At 69.0% G+C, this 17375-nt stretch carries 15 protein-coding genes, 1 tRNA gene and 1 pseudogene; 11 read left to right on the forward strand and 6 right to left on the reverse strand.

Features of this window, described 5'->3' with window-relative positions; translation table 11 throughout:
* Positions 1 to 361: 361 nt before the first annotated feature.
* Complete coding sequence (locus ACZ7KF_RS03535) at positions 362 to 1009, reverse strand: TetR/AcrR family transcriptional regulator (protein WP_471069027.1); 648 nt, start codon at positions 1007 to 1009, stop codon at positions 362 to 364.
* A 295-nt stretch (positions 1010 to 1304) separates the two neighbouring features.
* Between ACZ7KF_RS03535 and ACZ7KF_RS03540 the strand changes: the two genes are divergently transcribed.
* The 4 genes from ACZ7KF_RS03540 to ACZ7KF_RS03555 all read left to right on the forward strand — a co-directional run bounded on the left by ACZ7KF_RS03540 (position 1305) and on the right by ACZ7KF_RS03555 (position 6401).
* The gene (locus tag ACZ7KF_RS03540) at positions 1305 to 2585 is read left to right on the forward strand and encodes a M6 family metalloprotease domain-containing protein (protein ID WP_471069029.1); all 1281 of its coding nucleotides are present in this window, start codon (positions 1305 to 1307) and stop codon (positions 2583 to 2585) included.
* A 424-nt stretch (positions 2586 to 3009) separates the two neighbouring features.
* Positions 3010 to 4866: an IclR family transcriptional regulator domain-containing protein gene (locus ACZ7KF_RS03545; RefSeq protein WP_471069030.1), complete on the forward strand. Its 1857-nt coding sequence runs from the start codon at positions 3010 to 3012 to the stop codon at positions 4864 to 4866.
* Positions 4867 to 4930: 64 nt separating this feature from the next.
* A tRNA-Arg gene (locus tag ACZ7KF_RS03550) sits at positions 4931 to 5003 on the forward strand.
* Positions 5004 to 5294: 291 nt separating this feature from the next.
* A complete protein-coding gene (locus ACZ7KF_RS03555; protein WP_471069032.1) occupies positions 5295 to 6401 on the forward strand; it encodes an IS110 family RNA-guided transposase in 1107 nt (368 codons plus the stop codon).
* Between the two features lie 471 nt (positions 6402 to 6872).
* Here the strand turns inward: ACZ7KF_RS03555 and ACZ7KF_RS03560 are convergent, their stop codons facing one another.
* Complete coding sequence (locus ACZ7KF_RS03560) at positions 6873 to 7295, reverse strand: hypothetical protein (protein ID WP_471069034.1); 423 nt, start codon at positions 7293 to 7295, stop codon at positions 6873 to 6875.
* 225 nt (positions 7296 to 7520) lie between these two features.
* Positions 7521 to 8684, reverse strand: coding sequence for an NAD-dependent formate dehydrogenase (locus ACZ7KF_RS03565; protein ID WP_471069036.1), 1164 nt, complete (start codon positions 8682 to 8684; stop codon positions 7521 to 7523).
* Positions 8685 to 8810: 126 nt separating this feature from the next.
* Between ACZ7KF_RS03565 and ACZ7KF_RS03570 the strand changes: the two genes are divergently transcribed.
* The 5 genes from ACZ7KF_RS03570 (at position 8811) to fmdA (ending at position 12188) form a co-directional block, all read left to right on the forward strand.
* Positions 8811 to 9287, forward strand: a complete 477-nt coding sequence (locus tag ACZ7KF_RS03570; protein WP_471069038.1) for a fluoride efflux transporter FluC — start codon at positions 8811 to 8813, stop codon at positions 9285 to 9287.
* Positions 9284 to 9652 (forward strand): fluoride efflux transporter CrcB, encoded by a 369-nt coding sequence (gene crcB / locus ACZ7KF_RS03575; protein ID WP_471069040.1) that lies wholly within the window; start codon positions 9284 to 9286, stop codon positions 9650 to 9652. Before ACZ7KF_RS03570 ends, crcB begins: the two co-directional genes overlap by 4 nt.
* Positions 9653 to 9812: 160 nt before the next feature.
* The gene (locus tag ACZ7KF_RS03580; RefSeq protein WP_471069042.1) at positions 9813 to 10085 is read left to right on the forward strand and encodes an FmdB family zinc ribbon protein; all 273 of its coding nucleotides are present in this window, start codon (positions 9813 to 9815) and stop codon (positions 10083 to 10085) included.
* A 189-nt stretch (positions 10086 to 10274) separates the two neighbouring features.
* Entirely contained in the window at positions 10275 to 10913 is a 639-nt protein-coding gene (locus ACZ7KF_RS03585; protein ID WP_471069044.1) for an AmiS/UreI family transporter, read from the forward strand.
* A gap of 24 nt (positions 10914 to 10937) precedes the next feature.
* Positions 10938 to 12188: a formamidase gene (fmdA, locus tag ACZ7KF_RS03590; protein WP_471069046.1), complete on the forward strand. Its 1251-nt coding sequence runs from the start codon at positions 10938 to 10940 to the stop codon at positions 12186 to 12188.
* A 142-nt stretch (positions 12189 to 12330) separates the two neighbouring features.
* Here the strand turns inward: fmdA and ACZ7KF_RS03595 are convergent.
* A pseudogene (locus ACZ7KF_RS03595) lies at positions 12331 to 12560 on the reverse strand (hypothetical protein); the annotation flags it as partial.
* A 991-nt stretch (positions 12561 to 13551) separates the two neighbouring features.
* On the opposite strand from ACZ7KF_RS03595, the gene ACZ7KF_RS03600 reads away from it, so the two are divergent.
* The gene (locus ACZ7KF_RS03600) at positions 13552 to 13980 is read left to right on the forward strand and encodes a hypothetical protein (RefSeq protein WP_471069048.1); all 429 of its coding nucleotides are present in this window, start codon (positions 13552 to 13554) and stop codon (positions 13978 to 13980) included.
* A 68-nt stretch (positions 13981 to 14048) separates the two neighbouring features.
* On the opposite strand, the gene ACZ7KF_RS03605 is transcribed toward ACZ7KF_RS03600, so the two are convergent.
* Complete coding sequence (locus tag ACZ7KF_RS03605; protein WP_471069050.1) at positions 14049 to 14507, reverse strand: hypothetical protein; 459 nt, start codon at positions 14505 to 14507, stop codon at positions 14049 to 14051.
* 909 nt (positions 14508 to 15416) lie between these two features.
* On the opposite strand from ACZ7KF_RS03605, the gene ACZ7KF_RS03610 reads away from it, so the two are divergent.
* A complete protein-coding gene (locus tag ACZ7KF_RS03610; protein ID WP_471069052.1) occupies positions 15417 to 16094 on the forward strand; it encodes an HNH endonuclease family protein in 678 nt (225 codons plus the stop codon).
* 94 nt (positions 16095 to 16188) lie between these two features.
* On the opposite strand, the gene ACZ7KF_RS03615 is transcribed toward ACZ7KF_RS03610, so the two are convergent.
* On the reverse strand, positions 16189 to 17052 hold the full coding sequence (locus ACZ7KF_RS03615) for an LLM class flavin-dependent oxidoreductase (RefSeq protein ID WP_471069054.1): 864 nt from the start codon (positions 17050 to 17052) through the stop codon (positions 16189 to 16191).
* Positions 17053 to 17375: the final 323 nt, after the last annotated feature.

The following is a 17375-nucleotide window of genomic DNA, read 5'->3' on the forward strand; positions in this document are numbered from 1 at the left end:
AGATACCCACTTCGGGACTACGAGGCTTCGTGGCTACGGGCTACGGGCTACGGGCTACGGGCTACGGGCTACGGACCAACGGCACTACGGAACAACGGCACTACGGAACAACGGCACCAAGGGACTTCGAGGCTTCGGGACCTCGAAGCCTCGGGCTTCGTGACGTCGAGGCGTCGACACTTCGGGCTTCGTGACTTCTGGACTTCTGGACTTCGTGACGCGTGACTCGTGACTCGTGACGGAAGACGGTGTCGAAAAATGGCGAGAAAACGGAGTAAGGCGGAAAGGTGAAGCGACGAGGAGCGGCGTTACCGGCTGCCGCACCGTGAGGTGGACTGGACGCGAGGGCTGAACTGATCGGTCAGGAGTCGCGCAGCTCCTTGATACCGACGGCCCGGCCCGGCAGGGCGGAACGGGCGGGGGCCCGCAGACCGTCCAGGAACAGCTGCAGATGGCGATGGATGAAGCGGTCGCCGCGGAGGCAGTCCGTGCCGGCCGGGGGCCGGCTCAGCTGTGCCACGACGATCATCAGGTCGCCGACGCCGACGTCCGGCCGGAGCTGCCCGGCCGCCTTGGCCCGGCCCATGATCTCCTCGATGAGCTGTTCGACGCGCTCGCGGGAGGCCTCCAGGTCGGGGTGGTGCTGGTCGAACGTGCTCGACACCATGGGGCACAGCGCGCTGATCCGCTCGTCGGCGGCGGCGTGCACGAAGTGCTCCAGGGCGGCGAAGGCGTCCCCGGTCTCCGCGAGGGCCAGTTCGGCCGCTTCGGCCGTACGGTCCATGACGGAACAGACGACCTCGCGGACGAGGGCGTCGCGGTCGGGGAAGTTGCGGTACACCGTGGCGTTGCCGACGCCGGCCCGGCGGGCGATCTCGTCGAGCGGCACGTCCGGGCCGTGCTCGACGAACATCTCGCGGGCGGCGGTGACGATCCGCTCCCGGTTGCGCAGGGCGTCGGCGCGCGGCCGGGACACCTTGCGCACGGCGGTGGCGGTCGTGGCGGACACGGCGTGCTCCTTCGGTCGAGCCTGGGTGTGAGGCGATGGGGGCGATCCGGGGAGTCGGTCCCCGTTTCGCTCGGACACAGGGCTAAACGGGGAAACCGTCCCCGGTTATTTCCCGTCGCCCGAAAGAATCCATGTGACCTGGGACACAATCACCGGACGCCGGGATTCACCCCACCGCGTACCGGCTTTCCCACCTTCGGTCTCCTCCAGCGCGCGCCCGCCGACCCCTCGACACAGGGTGAGCGCAAGGGTGCAGCCGGAGACCGGCGGCTGCCCTGGCGCGAAAGGTTCCCGCATGCAGCCGCAGCCGCCGCCCCGCAGTCGCATACGCCGGCGCCGTGTTGCCGCCCAGTCCGTGGTGACCGCACTGACCCTCGCGGTCAGCACCTCGGCCGGGACCGGACACCTGACGGCGCCCACCACCGCCGGGCCCATCAACCTGGCCCGCTCCTCCGCGCTCGTACCCTGCATGATCCATGGCGGCCTGGACGTACAGATGACCGAGGGACTGCCCACCCCGCCCGGCTACTCCCGCGCCACCGGCACGGTCCGCGCCCTCACCCTGATGGTCGACTTCTCCGACGCGCCCGGCCAGGGCAGCGCGATGGACCGCTTCCACGAGTTCTTCCCGCAGACCCAGGAATGGTTCCGCACCGCGTCGTACGGCCGGCTCGACTACCGTCCCGAGACACCCGTCACCGGCTGGCTGCGCATGCCGAAGTCGTTCCGGGCGTACGGCATAGAGCGCGGCGCCCCCTTCGACCCCGGCTACCGCGACCTGGTCCAGGACATCGTGGCCGCCGCCGACCCGAAGGTGGACTTCCGCAGCTACGACCTGCTGAACGTGCTCGTCACCCCGAACGCCGGCCCCTCCGCCCTGGACACCGTGCTGTCCGTGACCTTCGCCGGCAACGACGACGCCCCGGTCGCCGACGGCGTCCGCATAGCGAACGCCTCCTTCGTCTACTCCCGCCAGGACGACGGCTCCGGCTCCTTCTCCCGCACCGGCTACCGGGTGCTGCCCCACGAGAACGGCCACACCTTCGGCCTGCCCGATCTGTACACGCAGGAGGGCGGGGGTGCGGTCGGGCACTGGGACATCATGAGCGAGGACTGGGGCGCCAACAACGATCTGCTCGGCTGGCACAAGTGGAAGCTGGGCTGGCTGGACGGCGGTCAGGTCGGCTGCGCGGCGGCGAAGGGCAGCGTGGAGTACACCTTGTCCCCGCTGTACAAGCCGGACGGCGGAAAGCTGATCCTGATACCGGTCACCGCGCGCACCACCTACGCGATGGAGGTGCGCGCACAGGGCGGCAACGACGAGGCGGTGTGCCGCCCGGGCGTCCTCATATACAAGATCGACGCCACGGTCGACACCGGCCGCGGCCCGGTATCGGTCTTCGACAGCCACCGCGACAGCGGCGGCTGCACCCGCAGCCCCAACGTCCACGCGGAACTCTCCGACGCCCCGTTCACCCCCGGCGAGACCTTCAAGGACCCTCGCCACGGGATCAGGGTGCAGGTGATGAGCACGGACGAGGACGAGAACTACCGGGTGCGGGTGACGAGGGGGTGAGGGGTGGGGGTGACTCCGGGGTGACGGGATGGGGGTGACCCGGGGGTGACGGGGTGGGGGTGACGGGGTGGGGGTGACTCGGGGGTGAGGGGGTGAGGGTGACTCGGGGGTGAGGGGTGAGGTGACTCCGGGGTGACGGAGTGGGGGGTGACTCGGGGGCTGTGGAGGGGCGGGGCGTACGTCAGGGGGCGGGCGGCGGCCTACGTCGGGGGGCTGAGCTGAGCTGTGGGGCGGCTACGTCAGGGGCGGGGTGGAGCCGAGCTGTGGGGCGGCCTAGGTCAGGGCGTGGGGCGGAGCCGAGCTGTGGGGCGGCCTACGTCAGGGGGCGGGGCTGAGCTGAGCCGTGGGGGCGGGCGGCGGATCGGGCGGGCGGCGCTGGCCGGGGTTTACCGTAGGCGTGCCCCGACGCCGTACCGGAGAGACGATGCCCGCCAGGACCGCAGTGGATGCCGAGGCCCGTGCCGGGGCCGGGACGCCGGCGGAGGCGGTCGGACCCCTGCTGCGCGGAGTCGGTGTGCTGCGGCGGCTGGCGGAGGCGGGCGGCACGCTGAGCCCCAGCGCTCTGGAGCGGTCCACCGGGCTCGCCCGCTCGACGGTGGACCGGATCACCGCGACCCTGGCCCGCATGGACTACGTCCGCCTCGACGGCCGGGACGTCGTCCTCACCCCGCGGGTGATGGAGCTGGGCAACGCCTACCTGGCCGCCCTGCGCCTGCCCGCGCTGCTCGGCGCACGCGCCGACGCCCTCGCCGACGAGCTGGACGAGTCGGTGTCGCTCGCGGTCGCCGACCTCGACGGCATCCGCTTCATCCACCAGGCCACCCGCCGCCGCGCGCTGTCCGTCAGCTTCCGCATCGGCGACCTGCTCCCCGCCGAACGGACCGCGCCGGGCTCGCTGTTCGCCACGGAGTGGACGGAGGCCGACTGGACCCACTGGCGGGCGCGCCGGGCCGGAGACCCACAGGACACGGCATTCCCCGCCGTCCCCCCGCGCACCGAACCCACCACCGACTCACCCACCGCACGCACCGAACCCACCGCTGCCGCAGCCACCACCCCCTCCCCCACCACCCCCTCCCCCACCGATCGCTCCACCACCGGCCGCACCGCCGACGCCCCCTCCGCCGACTCCGCCACCCCTGACCTCGCCGCCGACCGCTTCGCCCCCTCCACCCCCACCTCCATCCCCGACCTCTCCACGCCCGACCTCTCCACCCCCGGCCTCGCCACGCCCGACCTCTCCGCCGACGCGGCCTTCGTGGAGCGGGTGGCGGAGGCTCGACGGGACGGCTGGGCGCTGGACGACCAGCTGATCGAGCCGGGCCTGGTCGCGGTGTCCGTACCGGTACGGCACCCGGACACCGGCCGCGTGGCCTGCGTGGCGAGCGTGGTCAGCCACACCAGCCGGCACTCGGCGGCGGAGCTGCGCACCAGCCTGCTGCCCCGCCTCCGTACGGCGGTGGCGGCGATGGAGGCCGACCTGCGCACCGCACCCGCGCCCGAGCGCGGACCCACGCCGGCCGGCCTCGCGACCTGGACGACGGCGTGCAAGCACGAACTGGGCCGGGACTTCGTGGAATCGCTGGCCCGCGGTCTGACGGTGCTGACGGCGTTCGGCGAGGGCCGCGCCGCGCTGTCCCTGACGGAGGTGGCACGGACGACCGGCCTGTCCCGGGCCACGGCGCGCCGGGCGCTGCTCACCCACGAGCACCTCGGCCTGGTGACCGCGCGGCCCGACCGCACCTTCACCCTCGCCCCCCGCGTCCTGGACCTCGGCTTCCCGCCCCTGTCCCGTACGACGCTGCCCCGCCTGGCCGAGCCGCACCTGCGGGCCCTCGCGGACCGGCTGCACGAGCCGACGGCGCTGGCGGTGCTGACGCGGGACGGCGAGGAGATCCAGTACACGGCGGGCGCGGGTACGAGCCGTGTCCTGACCGTGCACATCACCGTGGGCACCCGGCTCCCGGCGGGCACGACCTCACTGGGCCGTGTCCTCCTGGCGGACATCGCCGCCCCGGGCTCCCCCGCGCTCAGGGAGATCCGGACCCAGGGTTACGCGCTGGTCGACGAGGAACTGGAGTCGGGCCTGCGCTCCATCGCCGTACCGGTACGGGACCGGACGGGCCGGGCGGTCGCAGCGCTGAACGTGGCCACGCACGCGGCTCGCCGCACGCTGGAGGAGTGCGTCGAGGACCTGCTGCCCGCCCTCCACGCGACGGCCGACCGCATCCAGCAGGACTTCCACACCGCGTCCCGCTTCACCCACGTCCCCACGTCCTGAACCACAGCCCCGCACCCCACCCCACCCACGCCGTGATCCGGTACCCTGTGGACCGAGCGCCCACGCCTTCGTAGCTCAGGGGATAGAGCACCGCTCTCCTAAAGCGGGTGTCGCAGGTTCGAATCCTGCCGGGGGCACAAGGGAAAAGGCCCCGGACCGGTCATGGTCTGGGGCCTTTGACATCTACTTCTGACTGTGAGGATGTCGGTGGTGCCGCCCGAGGCGGTCTGACCCGCCAACTGACCGACGCGCAGGAGGTCTTGTTGATGAAATGTCGGCCGACTCGGGTGGTGCCGCCCTGCGCGCGGCCGGTCGGGCGTTTGTGACCTCATAGGAGCCCGGCCAAAGGTCCCATCACAATCTTGTCCTCCCGCCCGACCGGCGCGTGCCATCCCTCATGCGCGCACGGAAGGACAGCACTCATCAGCATGGCAGACGAGACAGCGGTGATCGGCGGCGTCGACACCCACACCGACTTCCACCAGGCCGCAGTGATCGACTCCATCGGCCGGCACCTGGCCACCGAGGCATTTCCCACCACCCCCGACGGCTACCGTCGGCTACTGGAGTGGCTTCGCTCGCACGGCGAGGTCATCGGCGTCGGCGTCGGCGTCGGCGTCGGCGTCGGCGTCGGCGTCGGCGTCGGCGTCGAGGGCACCGGAGCCTACGGCTCTGAACTCGCCCGGTTACTGCGGGCGAACCAGGTCACCGTGATCGAGGTGGACCGCCCTGACCGACGAGCCCGCAGGACCAACGGCAAGTCCGACCCCGTAGACGCCTTCGCCGCCGCGACAGCCGTACTCTCCGGCCGGGCCAGCGGGACCCCCAAGACCCACGACGGCATCGTGGAAGCCATCCGCGCCCTGCGAGTGGTCCGCCGCTCGGCCGTCAAGGCCCGCACGCAGATCATCAACCAGATCCGCACCCTCATCATCACCGCACCGGGCGAGGTCCGTGAGCGGCTGCGCACCCTGGCCCCCGCCGAGCTGATCAAGCAGCTGTCACGGTCCCGGCCCGGTACGGACACCCGCAACCCGGCCTGCGCGGTCAGGATCGCCTTGCGGCGTCTGGCCCGCCGCCACCAATACCTCACCGCGGAGATCACCGACGCTGATGCTGAGCTGAAGTCGCTGGTGGACGAAGCAGCACCCTCGCTGGTCGCACTGCCCGGAGCAGGCGTCGAGACCGCCGCTCAGCTGCTGATCACTGCCGGAGACAACCCCGAGCGGCTCGCCCCGGAAGCATCGTTCACGCACCTGTGCGCGGCAGCCCCCATCCAGGCCAGCTCGGGCCGCACCAACCGGCACCGCCTCAACCGCGGCGGCGACCGCCGGGCCAACCACGCACTCCACATGATCGCGCTGGTCCGCATGCGCTACGACCAGCGGAGCCAGAACTACGTCGCCCGCCGCACCGCCGAAGGCATGTCCAAGAAGGACATCCTCCGTTGCCTCAAACGGTTCATCGCCCGCGAGGTCTACAAGCACCTCCCCCATCCCCACCCCATACCGAAACCGCTCACACAGAGCGCTTGACGGTCTATGGGAGCTTCATCAACGCAGGCGGTCAGCCTCGACCGGGGCGCTTGGGTCTGGTGCACGACCGGGCGTCATCTGAGCCGGCTTGCCCTGTGGGGCGGGTGGGAAGGATGTCCGCCACCCGAGCCGCAACCCGCCCCGCAGCCACGGCGCGGCACCCGCTGGATCGCGCCGCGACGTGCCCAGCGGTGGGGTCCAGGTGAGCCGAGTCGGGCTCGTTGTCACCGCCGTGTCGGCCGCACTGCTCGGTACCGCTTGAAATCGCGCTCAGCGACGTGCGAGCGGGGCCTGCGGCGTGGCCGCCCCTGCCGACCGTCGTCTGCGGCGGTGACGGCATCGACCGGCGGATGGCGCCGGATGACGGCGTTGTGGTTGCGGTCAGTCCGGATCACCGCGAGTGGGGTGCCATGAACGTACGTGATCAGACGGTGTCTCGATCCGGCTCGGCCATGGGAGCGCCGGGGCTCGTCAGAGCTTCCCGCCGATCTCGCAGGCCCGGCACGGCGGTCGCCCGCAGGTGCACTGCATGATGGCGTCGAGGACCTGGCGGTCGTGGTAAAGGCACTCGTCCTTGCAGGTGTGGCGCGGGATGAATCCTGCCGGGATCTCGCCGGGCCACGGCTCGTGGCCGTCCCGGCAGCGGGCGAAGCGTTCGGGGTCGGCGGAGTGCAGCTCGTGCATGCTCGACCGGGCCTCGTCCTCCAGCTCACGCACTCGCTCCACCAGAGCCTTGAGCTCAGCGGCGATCCCCGAGTACCGGTCGGCGCCGGTCCTCACGTGCGCGGCCCGCAGTGCCATCACTGCGTTGCCCAGAAACCTGCCGGCGTCCTGAAGGTCGGTAACGTGGTGCATCTGAATGCCGGTCACGCCCCGGACCCACACTGCGTCCATGCTCACTGATCCACCTTCCCGGCGTTCACCTGGTTTTCTTAGGAGAGATTAGGCGCGGCGCCGGAATCTCTACACAACGAAAAACAATATATTTATGGACGCTAAGGGTTTCACCCGGGCTCGTCCAGTAAATTGTGGGTGAATCGGCTCACAGCCGGGTGGTGGATCTTCTATTCAATCTGCTGCTGATTTCTTGCCCGCCGGACGTCACCCCTCCCGTGTCGGTCATCCGGCGACCGTGTAGGAACTCGCTCCCGTCCCGGCGAGCGCACCCCCTTCGACGATCAAGTACTCCGGGCGGATGGGGCGACCGTCGAGCCAGCACTCCAGGATCTCCCGCGTACCGGCCGCGTAGCGCGCCTGCGCCGAGAGGGTCGACCCGGACACGTGCGGCGTCATCGCCTCGTGGGGCATGGTGCGCCAGGGATGGTCGGGCGGTGGCGGCTGCGGGTACCAGACGTCACCGGCGTAACCGGCCAGTTGGCCGCTGTCGAGAGCCCGCACCACGGCGTCCCGGTCGACGATGAGTGCCCGTGCGGTGTTGACGATGTACGAGCCGCGCCTCATGGCCTCGATCAGGTCGTCGTCGAAGAGGTTCTGCGTCAGCGGATGCAGCGGAGTGTGGATCGAGAGCACGTCGACCGAGGAGGCCAGCGAACGGGCGTCGGGATGCCAGGTCAGCTCCAGCTCCTCCTCGACCTCCCTGGCCAGCCGGCGCACGTCGTGGTAGTGCAGTCTGACGTCGAACGGCTTGAGGCGGCGCAGCACCGCCTGGCCGATGCGGCCGGAGCCGAGGACGCCGACGTCCATGCCTTCGAGGTCATAGGCGCGCGAGACGCTGTCGGCGATGTTCCAGCCCTTCTTGGCGGTCACCCACTCGTGGGCCGGCATGTAGTTGTGCACCAGGGTGAGAATCTGCATCACGGCGTGCTCCGACACGCTGATGCTGTTGCTGAACGTCACCTCGGCCACCGTCATGCCGTGGGCGATGGCGCTCGGCAGGTCGACGTGGTCCGACCCGATCCCCGCGGTGATCGCGAGTCTGAGCCGGGGGGACGCGGCGATGCGTTCGGCGGTCAGATAGGCGGGCCAGAACGGCTGCGAGACGACCACGTCGGTGTCGGGAAGCTCGCGGTCCAGGGTGGAGTCCGCCCCTTCCTTGTCGCTCGTGACGACAAGGGTGTGACCCCGGTCCTCCAGGAACCGGCGCAGCCCCAGTTCTCCTGAGACGCAGCCGAGGAGGTGCCCCGGGGTGAAATCGACGGCCTGCGGGGTCGGCGCGGTCTGACCGCCCGGATAGCCGCTGATGGTGGGAATCTCGTCGCGGGCGTAGTCGGGGGGATAACCGCCCACGGGGTCCGGATAGAGCACCGCAAGAATTTTTGCCATGACGTCCTCCATCGGTGGAACACCGATGATCTTGAATTTTAGTCGAGTGTGCGTCGACACTGCAATGCCCTGGGATAATGGGGAGGTGTTCCGGCGGACAGGGATGCGGCTATTTCGATGAGGTCTGTGACGGAAGTTCGGGAGCCGTTCCGCGCACGTCTGCGCAGGGGTGTCCTGGCGGCGGTCGCACTGGGCGGCCTGCTGGGCGGGACGGCCCGTTACGCACTGGTGCTGGCCTTCCCCGCCCCCAGGGCGGCGTTCCCGTGGACGACGTTCGCCGTCAATGTGTCCGGGTCGTTCCTGCTGGCACTGCTGCTCGTGTACGTGTCCGAGATCTGGCCGCCGAGCCGGTACGTGCGGCCGTTCGCCGCCGTCGGCTTCCTCGGCGCCTTCACCACCTTCTCGACCTGGATGGTCGACACCGATCGGCTGTTGGGCCACGACCACTACACGACCGCGGCGCTGAACATCTTCGGGAGCCTCTTCGCCGGCCTGGCCGCCAGCGTTCTGGGCCTGGCCGTCGGCAGGCTGACAGCGGCCCGGCGCAGCCGGCTCGACGCGCGGCGAGGGCGTGCCCGCCGGTACGGGCGGTGGGTACGGTGATCATCCTGCCGGCCGTCGGGGCGGCGGCCGCCGTCGGGGCGGTGGCGCGTTACGTACTCGACCAGTACGTGCAGTACCGGAACCCGGGCGCGTTCCCGCGCGGCACCTGGCTGATCAACGTGACCGGCTCGTTCGTGCTGGGGCTGCTGGTGGGCCTCGGAGCACAGCACGCACTGCCGGAACAGATCGTGGCCATCGGCGGCATCGGTTTCTGCGGCGGCTACACCACGTTCTCCACGTTCAGTTACGAGCTGGTCCACCTGTGCGACAAAGGGCTGGTCGGCAAATCCCTGCTGTACGCCGTTTCGAGTATTGCGGTGGGACTTGCGGCGGCAGCGTCGGCGTTCGCCATCGGGTCGCTGTGAGGTCGCCACGAGAAGGTCCACGCCGGGTCGTCCGGTACTTGACACCGGGATTTGCGAGACGTCTCCTTGAAGGTAGGAAATGTGCTGTGGTGTTCGCCGGTCGGGTGTGCCGAACGGGCACTCGGGTTTCCCGGCGTCCACCGGAATCCGGGGGCTGCTAATGGCAACCTACGAATATCTGTGCAGCCGGTGTGGGCCTTTCGACGTGAGGTTGGCGATCGGGACGGCACCCAGGACATACGGTTGTCCTGACTGTGCGGGCGCCGCGAGACGTGTGTACTCCTCGCCCGGCATCACACAGACCTCGAAAGCGGTCGCCGCCCTCCATGTCCGGGAGGAGCAGGCGCGTGAGGCCCCGGCAGTGGTCTCCCAACTGCCGCCAGGCAGAAAGGTGCAACCGCACCCCGCCCTCTCGCGGCTGCCGCGTCCCTGAAGGCGGTGGTCGGCGAGGCAGAACGTCTCATGCGGGTTCGGCACCGGCACACGACGTCGTTCCCGTAGCGGTGTGCGGATTGCGGAATCACGCGGCGCGAGCCGAGAGGGTCCGTGTCCTCGGCGGCTCAACAGCGGCTCCGGCGCCGCGCGATTCCACTCCCCACGTGGACTGAGGAGGTGTGTCCCCGTGGGAAACGTGGGACTGCTCTTTGTCGGTGCGGTGCTCTTCATGAACGGACTGCTACTGCTCGGGAAGGTCGATACCCGAGCCGGTGCGGTGTTCAACCTTTTCATAGGCGCGCTGCAGGTACTGACGCCGACTTACCTTATCTTCACCGCCAACAACGACCCCTTGAAGATCCTGGCGGCATCCGGCATCTACCTCTTCGGGTTCACCTACCTCTATGTAGGTGTCAGCCTGCTCGCCGATCTCGACAGCACCGGAGTCGGCTACTACTCGCTGTTTGTGGCAATTGCCGCCCTGGGGTATTCGTTCGTCAATTTCCGACTCCTGAAGGATTACCCCTTCGGGGTCATCTGGCTCTACTGGGCCTACCTGTGGTTCCTGTTCTTCCTGCTGCTCGGTCTCAAGAAGGACGGCCTCAAGGTCTATACCGGCTGGGTCACGGCGATCGAAGGCTGGGTCACCGGTGCGATTCCCGCCGGGCTGCTGCTTTCCGGCTACTGGAAGCACCCCACCGAGATCGCCATCGCACTGGCGGCCTTCGGCGTCGTGGTGTTCGCGGGGCTGTGGCCGCGCACCCACAGAACGCCCCGGCCGACCTCATCGGCTCCGCGGGTCGGAGGTGCGGGCGCACCAACGTGACCGGATCAGAATCTAGGAGTTCTCATGCCTGAAATCATCTTCAGCGTGGACCACAGCAAGTCGATGCGTGACCAGGCCGTGCCCGGCCACAACAGGTGGCACCCGGACATCCCCACCGTCGCCATGGTGAAGCCGGGAGCGGAGTTCCGCATGGAGTGCCGCGACTGGACCGACTGCCAGGTCGGCAACAACGACACCGCCAACGACGTACGCGACATCGACCTGACCATCCCCCACATGCTCAGCGGCCCGATAGGCGTGGAGGGCGCCGAACCCGGCGACCTGCTCGTCGTCGACATCCTCGACCTCGGCCCCGTGCCACAGCAGACCGGGGACGCGGCGGGACAGGGCTGGGGCTACACCGGCATCTTCGCCAAGGCCAACGGCGGAGGCTTCCTGACCGACTACTTCCCGGACGCCTACAAAGCGATATGGGACTTCCACGGACAGCAGGCCGTCTCCCGCCACCTTCCCGGGATCCGCTTCACCGGAATCACCCATCCCGGGCTGTTCGGAACCGCCCCGTCCACCGAGATGCTCGCCCGCTGGAACGCTCGCGAGCAGGCGCTGATCGACACCGACCCCAACCGGGTACCGCCCCTGGCCGTACCTCCCGACGCCACCAACGCGCTCGCCGGTACGGCCACCGGTGACCTCGCCAAGCGCATCGCCGCGGAAGGCGCCCGCACGGTGCCGGCCCGCGAGAACGGAGGCAACCACGACATCAAGAACTTCACGCGCGGTTCGCGGGTCTTCTACCCCGTGCACGTCAAGGACGCCAAACTCTCCGGAGGCGACCTGCACTTCAGTCAGGGCGACGGAGAGATCACCTTCTGCGGCGCCATCGAGATGGGCGGATTCATCGACTTCCACGTCGACTTGATCAAGGGCGGCATGGAGACCTATGGCATTTCCACCAACCCCGTGTTCATTCCGGGCAACGTCGAGCCGAGGTACACGGAGTTCCTCACCTTCATCGGAATCTCCGTCGACCACGACACGGACACGAACTACTACCTGGACGCGACGCTGGCCTACCGCCGGGCCTGCCTCAACGCCGTCGAGTACTTCAAGAAGTTCGGCTACAGCGGAGAGCAGGCCTACCTGCTGCTCGGCTCCTCTCCCATAGAGGGACGTATCAGCGGCATCGTCGACATCCCCAACGCCTGCTGCTCGCTGTACGTGCCTACCGCCATGTTCGACTTCGAGGTCCGTCCCAGCGCCGCCGGGCCGACGAAGGCCGACCGAGGCCAGTGCGCGGTGGCCACCGCCTGACCTGATCCCGGCTGCAGCCCCGCGGTCCCGGCCGCGGCTCGGCCCGCATCAGAGCCGTTCGCCGGATCCGAGACGACGGGCAGAGGCGTGGGCGCACGGGTCGGGCTGTCCGCTTGCCGGGCAGCCCGACCCGTGCGCTGCGTATGAAGTGCGCGAGCGCCTGGAGGTCGACGGGCACGACAGCGCCGCGGTGCGGGCTGTCGTAGGAGAGGTACAGGCGGGTTGGGCAATCCATCCGTCGCATCTCCATCCTGGCCAGGGCATAGCGGGTGACCAGGCCGCCCATGCTGAGACCGCCCAGGTCAGCGGTGCGTCGCCCAGTTGCTCGGCGGATGTCCACAGGATGGCGGCCATCGCCGCTTCGGCGTTGTCCGTCGCACATGATCACCGGCCGGACGAGCTCGGCGCTCACGGGGGGGTGGCGAGTGTGAACTCCCCGACGCTCCGCTCGGCCTGCTCTTGCTCGGACAAGGTCGTCTCCTTCCGCGCGCATGGCAAGCAGCCCGCTCCGGAGGCGTACTGAAGGACTCTGAGCGGCGCGAAGACAGACTCGTCGTCAGTGGTGCTGTCGCCGTCCAGCCACGGCAAGCCGGGCTTGCGGCACGGTGCAGGCGTGGAGTGCGGTCCTGGTCCTCCCCTGGGGCGCCGCGCCAGGGGTGAACCGCCCGGCGGCGAGCCGCCGATGGAAACGGCCGGCCGCGCGACCAAGGCCCCATCGACCTCGTCGGCCGCTGCCCCGCGCGCCGTACGGTCGTCTCCGGAACGGATTCAGCACACATGAGGCCGGGAAACCCCGTGAACATGCGAGAACTACGGAGGGGTGTTTTCCCAGGTCAGACGCCACGTAGTCGACGTTTCCGCAGGTCACGGTCCCGCCCAGCAAAAACTCCTAAAGCGGGTGTCGCAGGTTCGAATCCTGCCGGGGGCACAAGGGAAAAGGCCCCGGACCGATATTGGTCCGGGGCCTTTTCCATCTACTTCTGACATCAACGCGGGCGGTCGCGGGCGATCACCGGCGACGGAGGCCCCCCCCCCAGATGGACCAGCTTGTGTGGATCATGTCCTCACACTGCCTGCCGGGGCACCGTGCCCCCTCACAGGAGAGACATAGGAGTGTGCTGTGAAACGTCGACGGCTTCTGGGGCCCTCAGGGGAGACCATGACCGGGGATCTCTGTGACGCAGCTCAGTTGATCAAACGAGGCCAGCGGGTATCGGATCCCGCGCGCCGGAACCAGGCCCTGCGAAAAGAGGAGGACCGTGAACGGCATGTCGGCCCGGTATCGGCTCATCGGCGACTCCGAGGACGGAATCCGCGTCATCGCCTTCTTCCCGGCAGGAAAGAGCTACACACCGTGATCACTGTGCAGTTCACCGTACGGCCCGGCCAGGGTGACGTCAGCGGGCTCGATCTGGGCGACATGGCCGTCAGCGGGGACCTTGGCACAGCCGACTCGGCCGACCACGTCCCCGATCAGGGCATGATGATCCATCTCTCGGTCGTCCAATTGCTGGACGGTCTGGGTGACTTCCTCCGGGGCAACTCCCGCGTGCTCGGCTTCACCGGCGCCGACACCTCCTTCAGTCTTGTCGTGCGACGGACGAAAGACGGCCTGTCGGTCGCATGCAAGGACGGCGTCATCGCTCGGACGACAGTGCCGGAGCTCGCCTCCGCCGTCCTGCGCGCGGCGGAAGACCTGGGTCCCGCCCTCCCTCCGGGAGACCAGGTCGCATCAGACTGGGAAGCTGCCCTCGCCGCATTCCGTCCCCTCGTGCCGAGCAGCAAGGAGTGAGTGCCGGCAGCCGGGGCGACGAACTTGCCGGGGCGCCAGGCAAATGGCCCCGGACTTGCTTTCATCGATCACTTGGACATGCGTACCGTGAAGTTCTCTTTCTTGCCGGAGTTCCACTTGATGTAGTCCTGAACCGACAAGTAGTTCGATTCTCGGGTCAGGAGCAGCTGCTCGTTCGCGTTGTTCCATGCGTACTGGGCGTACTGAGCGCCCGCTACGTACTTGCTGGGATACAGCTTCTTCGCCCGGCCCTTGTCCCAGGGACAGTCCTTCTTCGCATTGTAGTCGCACGTGGAATAGGCCCTGACATAAAGGCCGCAGCTTTCCGAGACATAGACGTCGACGCGGCTCAGCCTGTCATTGCTTGAATGCCACGTACCCGGAAGTTTGCTTGCGCTCAGGCAGGCGGCTGCCTGTTTCGCCGAGGCGAGCATGAACGTGACCGAGAGGGAAAGCGTCAAGGCCGCCGTGAGGAGCAGGACCACGATCCGGGGTAGTGGGATGCGGGCCGAAGCGACGTGTGTCATTGCGAACCTCCGATGGCGGTTGCCAGCATGAGCGTCCCGTGGTCATACGACTCGTCCAGCTGATCTTGCCGCTTGGCGGCAGGCACGACCGGCGCAGCGGCGGGAGAGTTGATGACGACGCGCCGAAGAGCGGGCGGCGATAATCACATCCGACTCTCGCTGGTCATCAAGGTGATTCCAGTCAACTCCGATCACCCATATGCCGCAACTGGAGGGTAACGCAGGGAGATTTCCGCCGGCCTGCTGTTCTGCGCGACGACACGACGGCGTCCGTCGGGTTGGCGCACAGCCGATCTCCATGGGAGCCGATCTCGATGGGGGCCTCGGCGAGAGCCGTCGGTACGCCGGGTGAGCCTCCGGTGATTCCCAGGCTCAGGTCTTGTCGGCCCGCTCAGGGCGACGGCGGTGTGAAGCCGGCGGAAAGATCCAGGTGGAACGGGGAGCCGGGAGCCGTCGGGAGCCAGCCCTCACGAAGAGCGAGCCGGATGGTCCGGGCAACGTGGGAGGGCAGTACGGGCTTGGCCGCGCCTCCGAGCCAGTTGCCCGGGTGCGGCTGGCCGTTCAGCCGAGAGCAGGGCGGGCAGCCGCTCCCCTGACAAGCCGTGCATGAAGGCAGGTGAACGCCCCGGCACGCGGCCCGACATCCCACGGGCACAGGTGATCGGCGTGCACCTGTCCACGCGGTACGGCCATGAGTACGCAGCCGGCGCCGACGCGTCGCGCCTCGGCCGCACGCCCGGTCCCGGCCGTCCTGTACGTACACCTGACTGAGGGTGCGTTGGATATGCCTTCGGAGTTGAGTGGTCCTCCAGGGCCGGCACACCCGTACGGTGAACTCACGCAGCCATATGGCTCATTCATTCGAGTCGAGCCCCTCGAACGAGGTATCCAGCGTCAACTCTGCTTGACGTGATCAGGAACCTCAGGCGGGCCGCCCTCGCGGCCGCACTCCTCGCCGTGCCCTTCATGGCACCCACTCCGGCCCAGGCGCAAAACCGTTCCGCCCCGGCGTACACCCTTCCTGTCGTGGCAGCGGTACAAGCCCTGCCCATTGCGGCGGAGGTACGGGACGGGTACCAGCGCACGAGCTTCAAGCACTGGAACGCGGGCCAGGACCCGACCGACGGCTGCAACACCCGAGCCGAGGTGCTGCTCTCGGAGGCGGTCGAGCCTCCGGAAGTGCTGCCGGGCTGCAAGCTGTCCGGAGGGCGCTGGTGGTCGTACTACGACTCCAAGTGGATCACCACGGCAGCCGCCCTGGACATCGACCACATGGTGCCGCTGGCCGAGGCCTGGGACTCCGGGGCATCGCAGTGGACGGCGGAGCGGCGGGAAGCCTATGCGAACGACCAGGGCGTCCCGACCTCGCTCGTCGCCGTGTCGGCAGCCTCGAACCGCAGCAAGGCCGACCAGGACCCGGCCCAGTGGCTGCCGCCGACAGCCGAAGTCACGTGCCGGTACATCTCGGACTGGGTCGGCACCAAACTCCGCTGGGGACTCACCGCGGACGCCGTGGAACTCGATGCACTGGACCAGCTCGCGGAGGCGTGTCCCGGTACGACCGTGACGTACGAGCCCGCCGTCTAGGGCCGCGGCTCCGCCGCATCGACACGCGATGCCGCCGGACGTTCCGCCCGCCCCGGGAGGCCCCGAGGGGATCCGGGGCCTCCCGGGGGGCTGGTCAGATCACCGGCGGGCCCGCTTCGACACGGCGCAGCACCGGAGGGAGGCGGTCCAGGTCGGGGCCGCTCTGGAGCTGTCGCTCGTCCCACCAGGTGGCGCCGGCGTCGTGCAGGGGACCGATGACGTCCCTGGCCTTCGCCGCGTCCGGGGGCGTGGCACCGCCGAGCACCAACTCGAAGGGGCGCTCGGCCCCGGCCGTGCGGTGTTCGCGCACATAGCCGACCAGCTCGCGTACCTCCGCCACGTCCGGCACGTGACCGTGCCGGGCCGTCTCGAAGAGCGGCACCGCGCCGTCCCACCGCGCTGCCCGCCGCATGGGTGCACGACGCGGCCAGAACCCGCCGATCCACACCGGTGGACCGGGCCGTTGCACGGTGGTGGGCAGCAGCGTCACATCACGGACCTCGTAGTGCCGACCGCGGTGGTTCACCGGCTCGCCGGACCAGAAGCGGCCCAGCAGCTCCAGCCCCTCGTCCAGCCGCTCGGCGAGGAGTCGCGGCTCGGCGGCGTCCCCGAAGCTGCGGTATTCGTCCTCGACCGGGCCGCCCAGACCGGCGGCGAAGACCACCCGGCCCCCGCTGAGCCGGTCCAGGGTGGCCACCTGACGGGCCAGTTGCTGCGGACGGTATCGGGGGACCGGCGTCAGCAGTGTGCCCAGTCGGATCCGTGAAGTGGCCAGCGCGGCCGCGGTCAGCAGCATCCAGGGGTCTCCGAAGGGACGTCCCTGATGCTGTCGGTGCAGTATGTGGTCCCAGACGAAGAGTCCGTCCCAGCCGGCCTGCTCGGCGGCAGCCGCAACGGTCGCGACGTTGCGTGGGTCGGCGAAGTCACCGAAGTTCGGGATGTTGACGGAGAAGCGCATCCCAGCAGGATGCGTAGAGGGTCACGCGGCAGCAACCGCATTCACGCACAGGTGAGTTCGCGGCCGTCAGGCCTTTCGGCGCGTACGGGATCCGGGGCCTGCTGGGTGACGAGCCGGCTGCACTCCGGTGGGAGGTCCGCCTCCCGATCCCGCCGACGCCACCGGGGCCCCAGGCAATGCGTCGGCCTGTGTGTGCACGAGGCTGCATGAGGTGGAAACGGAGACGGACACAGGAGAGCGCCGTCGTCCACAGTCGCCCAGGGCGTCACTGGTTGCGGAAACAATTTCTGCGGGCCGGTCGTCATTATCGCGACGATCCTCCG

It is taken from the genome of Streptomyces sp. NPDC038200, assembly GCF_055600785.1.

Coding starts and splice junctions, on each gene's coding strand:
- ACZ7KF_RS03540 (WP_471069029.1), top strand. CDS start 1,305: ATGCAGCCGCAGCCGCCGCCCCGCAGTCGCATACGCCGGCGCCGTGTT.
- ACZ7KF_RS03545 (WP_471069030.1), top strand. CDS start 3,010: ATGCCCGCCAGGACCGCAGTGGATGCCGAGGCCCGTGCCGGGGCCGGG.
- ACZ7KF_RS03555 (WP_471069032.1), top strand. CDS start 5,295: ATGGCAGACGAGACAGCGGTGATCGGCGGCGTCGACACCCACACCGAC.
- ACZ7KF_RS03560 (WP_471069034.1), bottom strand. CDS start 7,295: ATGGACGCAGTGTGGGTCCGGGGCGTGACCGGCATTCAGATGCACCAC.
- ACZ7KF_RS03565 (WP_471069036.1), bottom strand. CDS start 8,684: ATGGCAAAAATTCTTGCGGTGCTCTATCCGGACCCCGTGGGCGGTTAT.
- ACZ7KF_RS03580 (WP_471069042.1), top strand. CDS start 9,813: ATGGCAACCTACGAATATCTGTGCAGCCGGTGTGGGCCTTTCGACGTG.
- fmdA (WP_471069046.1), top strand. CDS start 10,938: ATGCCTGAAATCATCTTCAGCGTGGACCACAGCAAGTCGATGCGTGAC.
- ACZ7KF_RS03605 (WP_471069050.1), bottom strand. CDS start 14,507: ATGACACACGTCGCTTCGGCCCGCATCCCACTACCCCGGATCGTGGTC.
- ACZ7KF_RS03615 (WP_471069054.1), bottom strand. CDS start 17,052: ATGCGCTTCTCCGTCAACATCCCGAACTTCGGTGACTTCGCCGACCCA.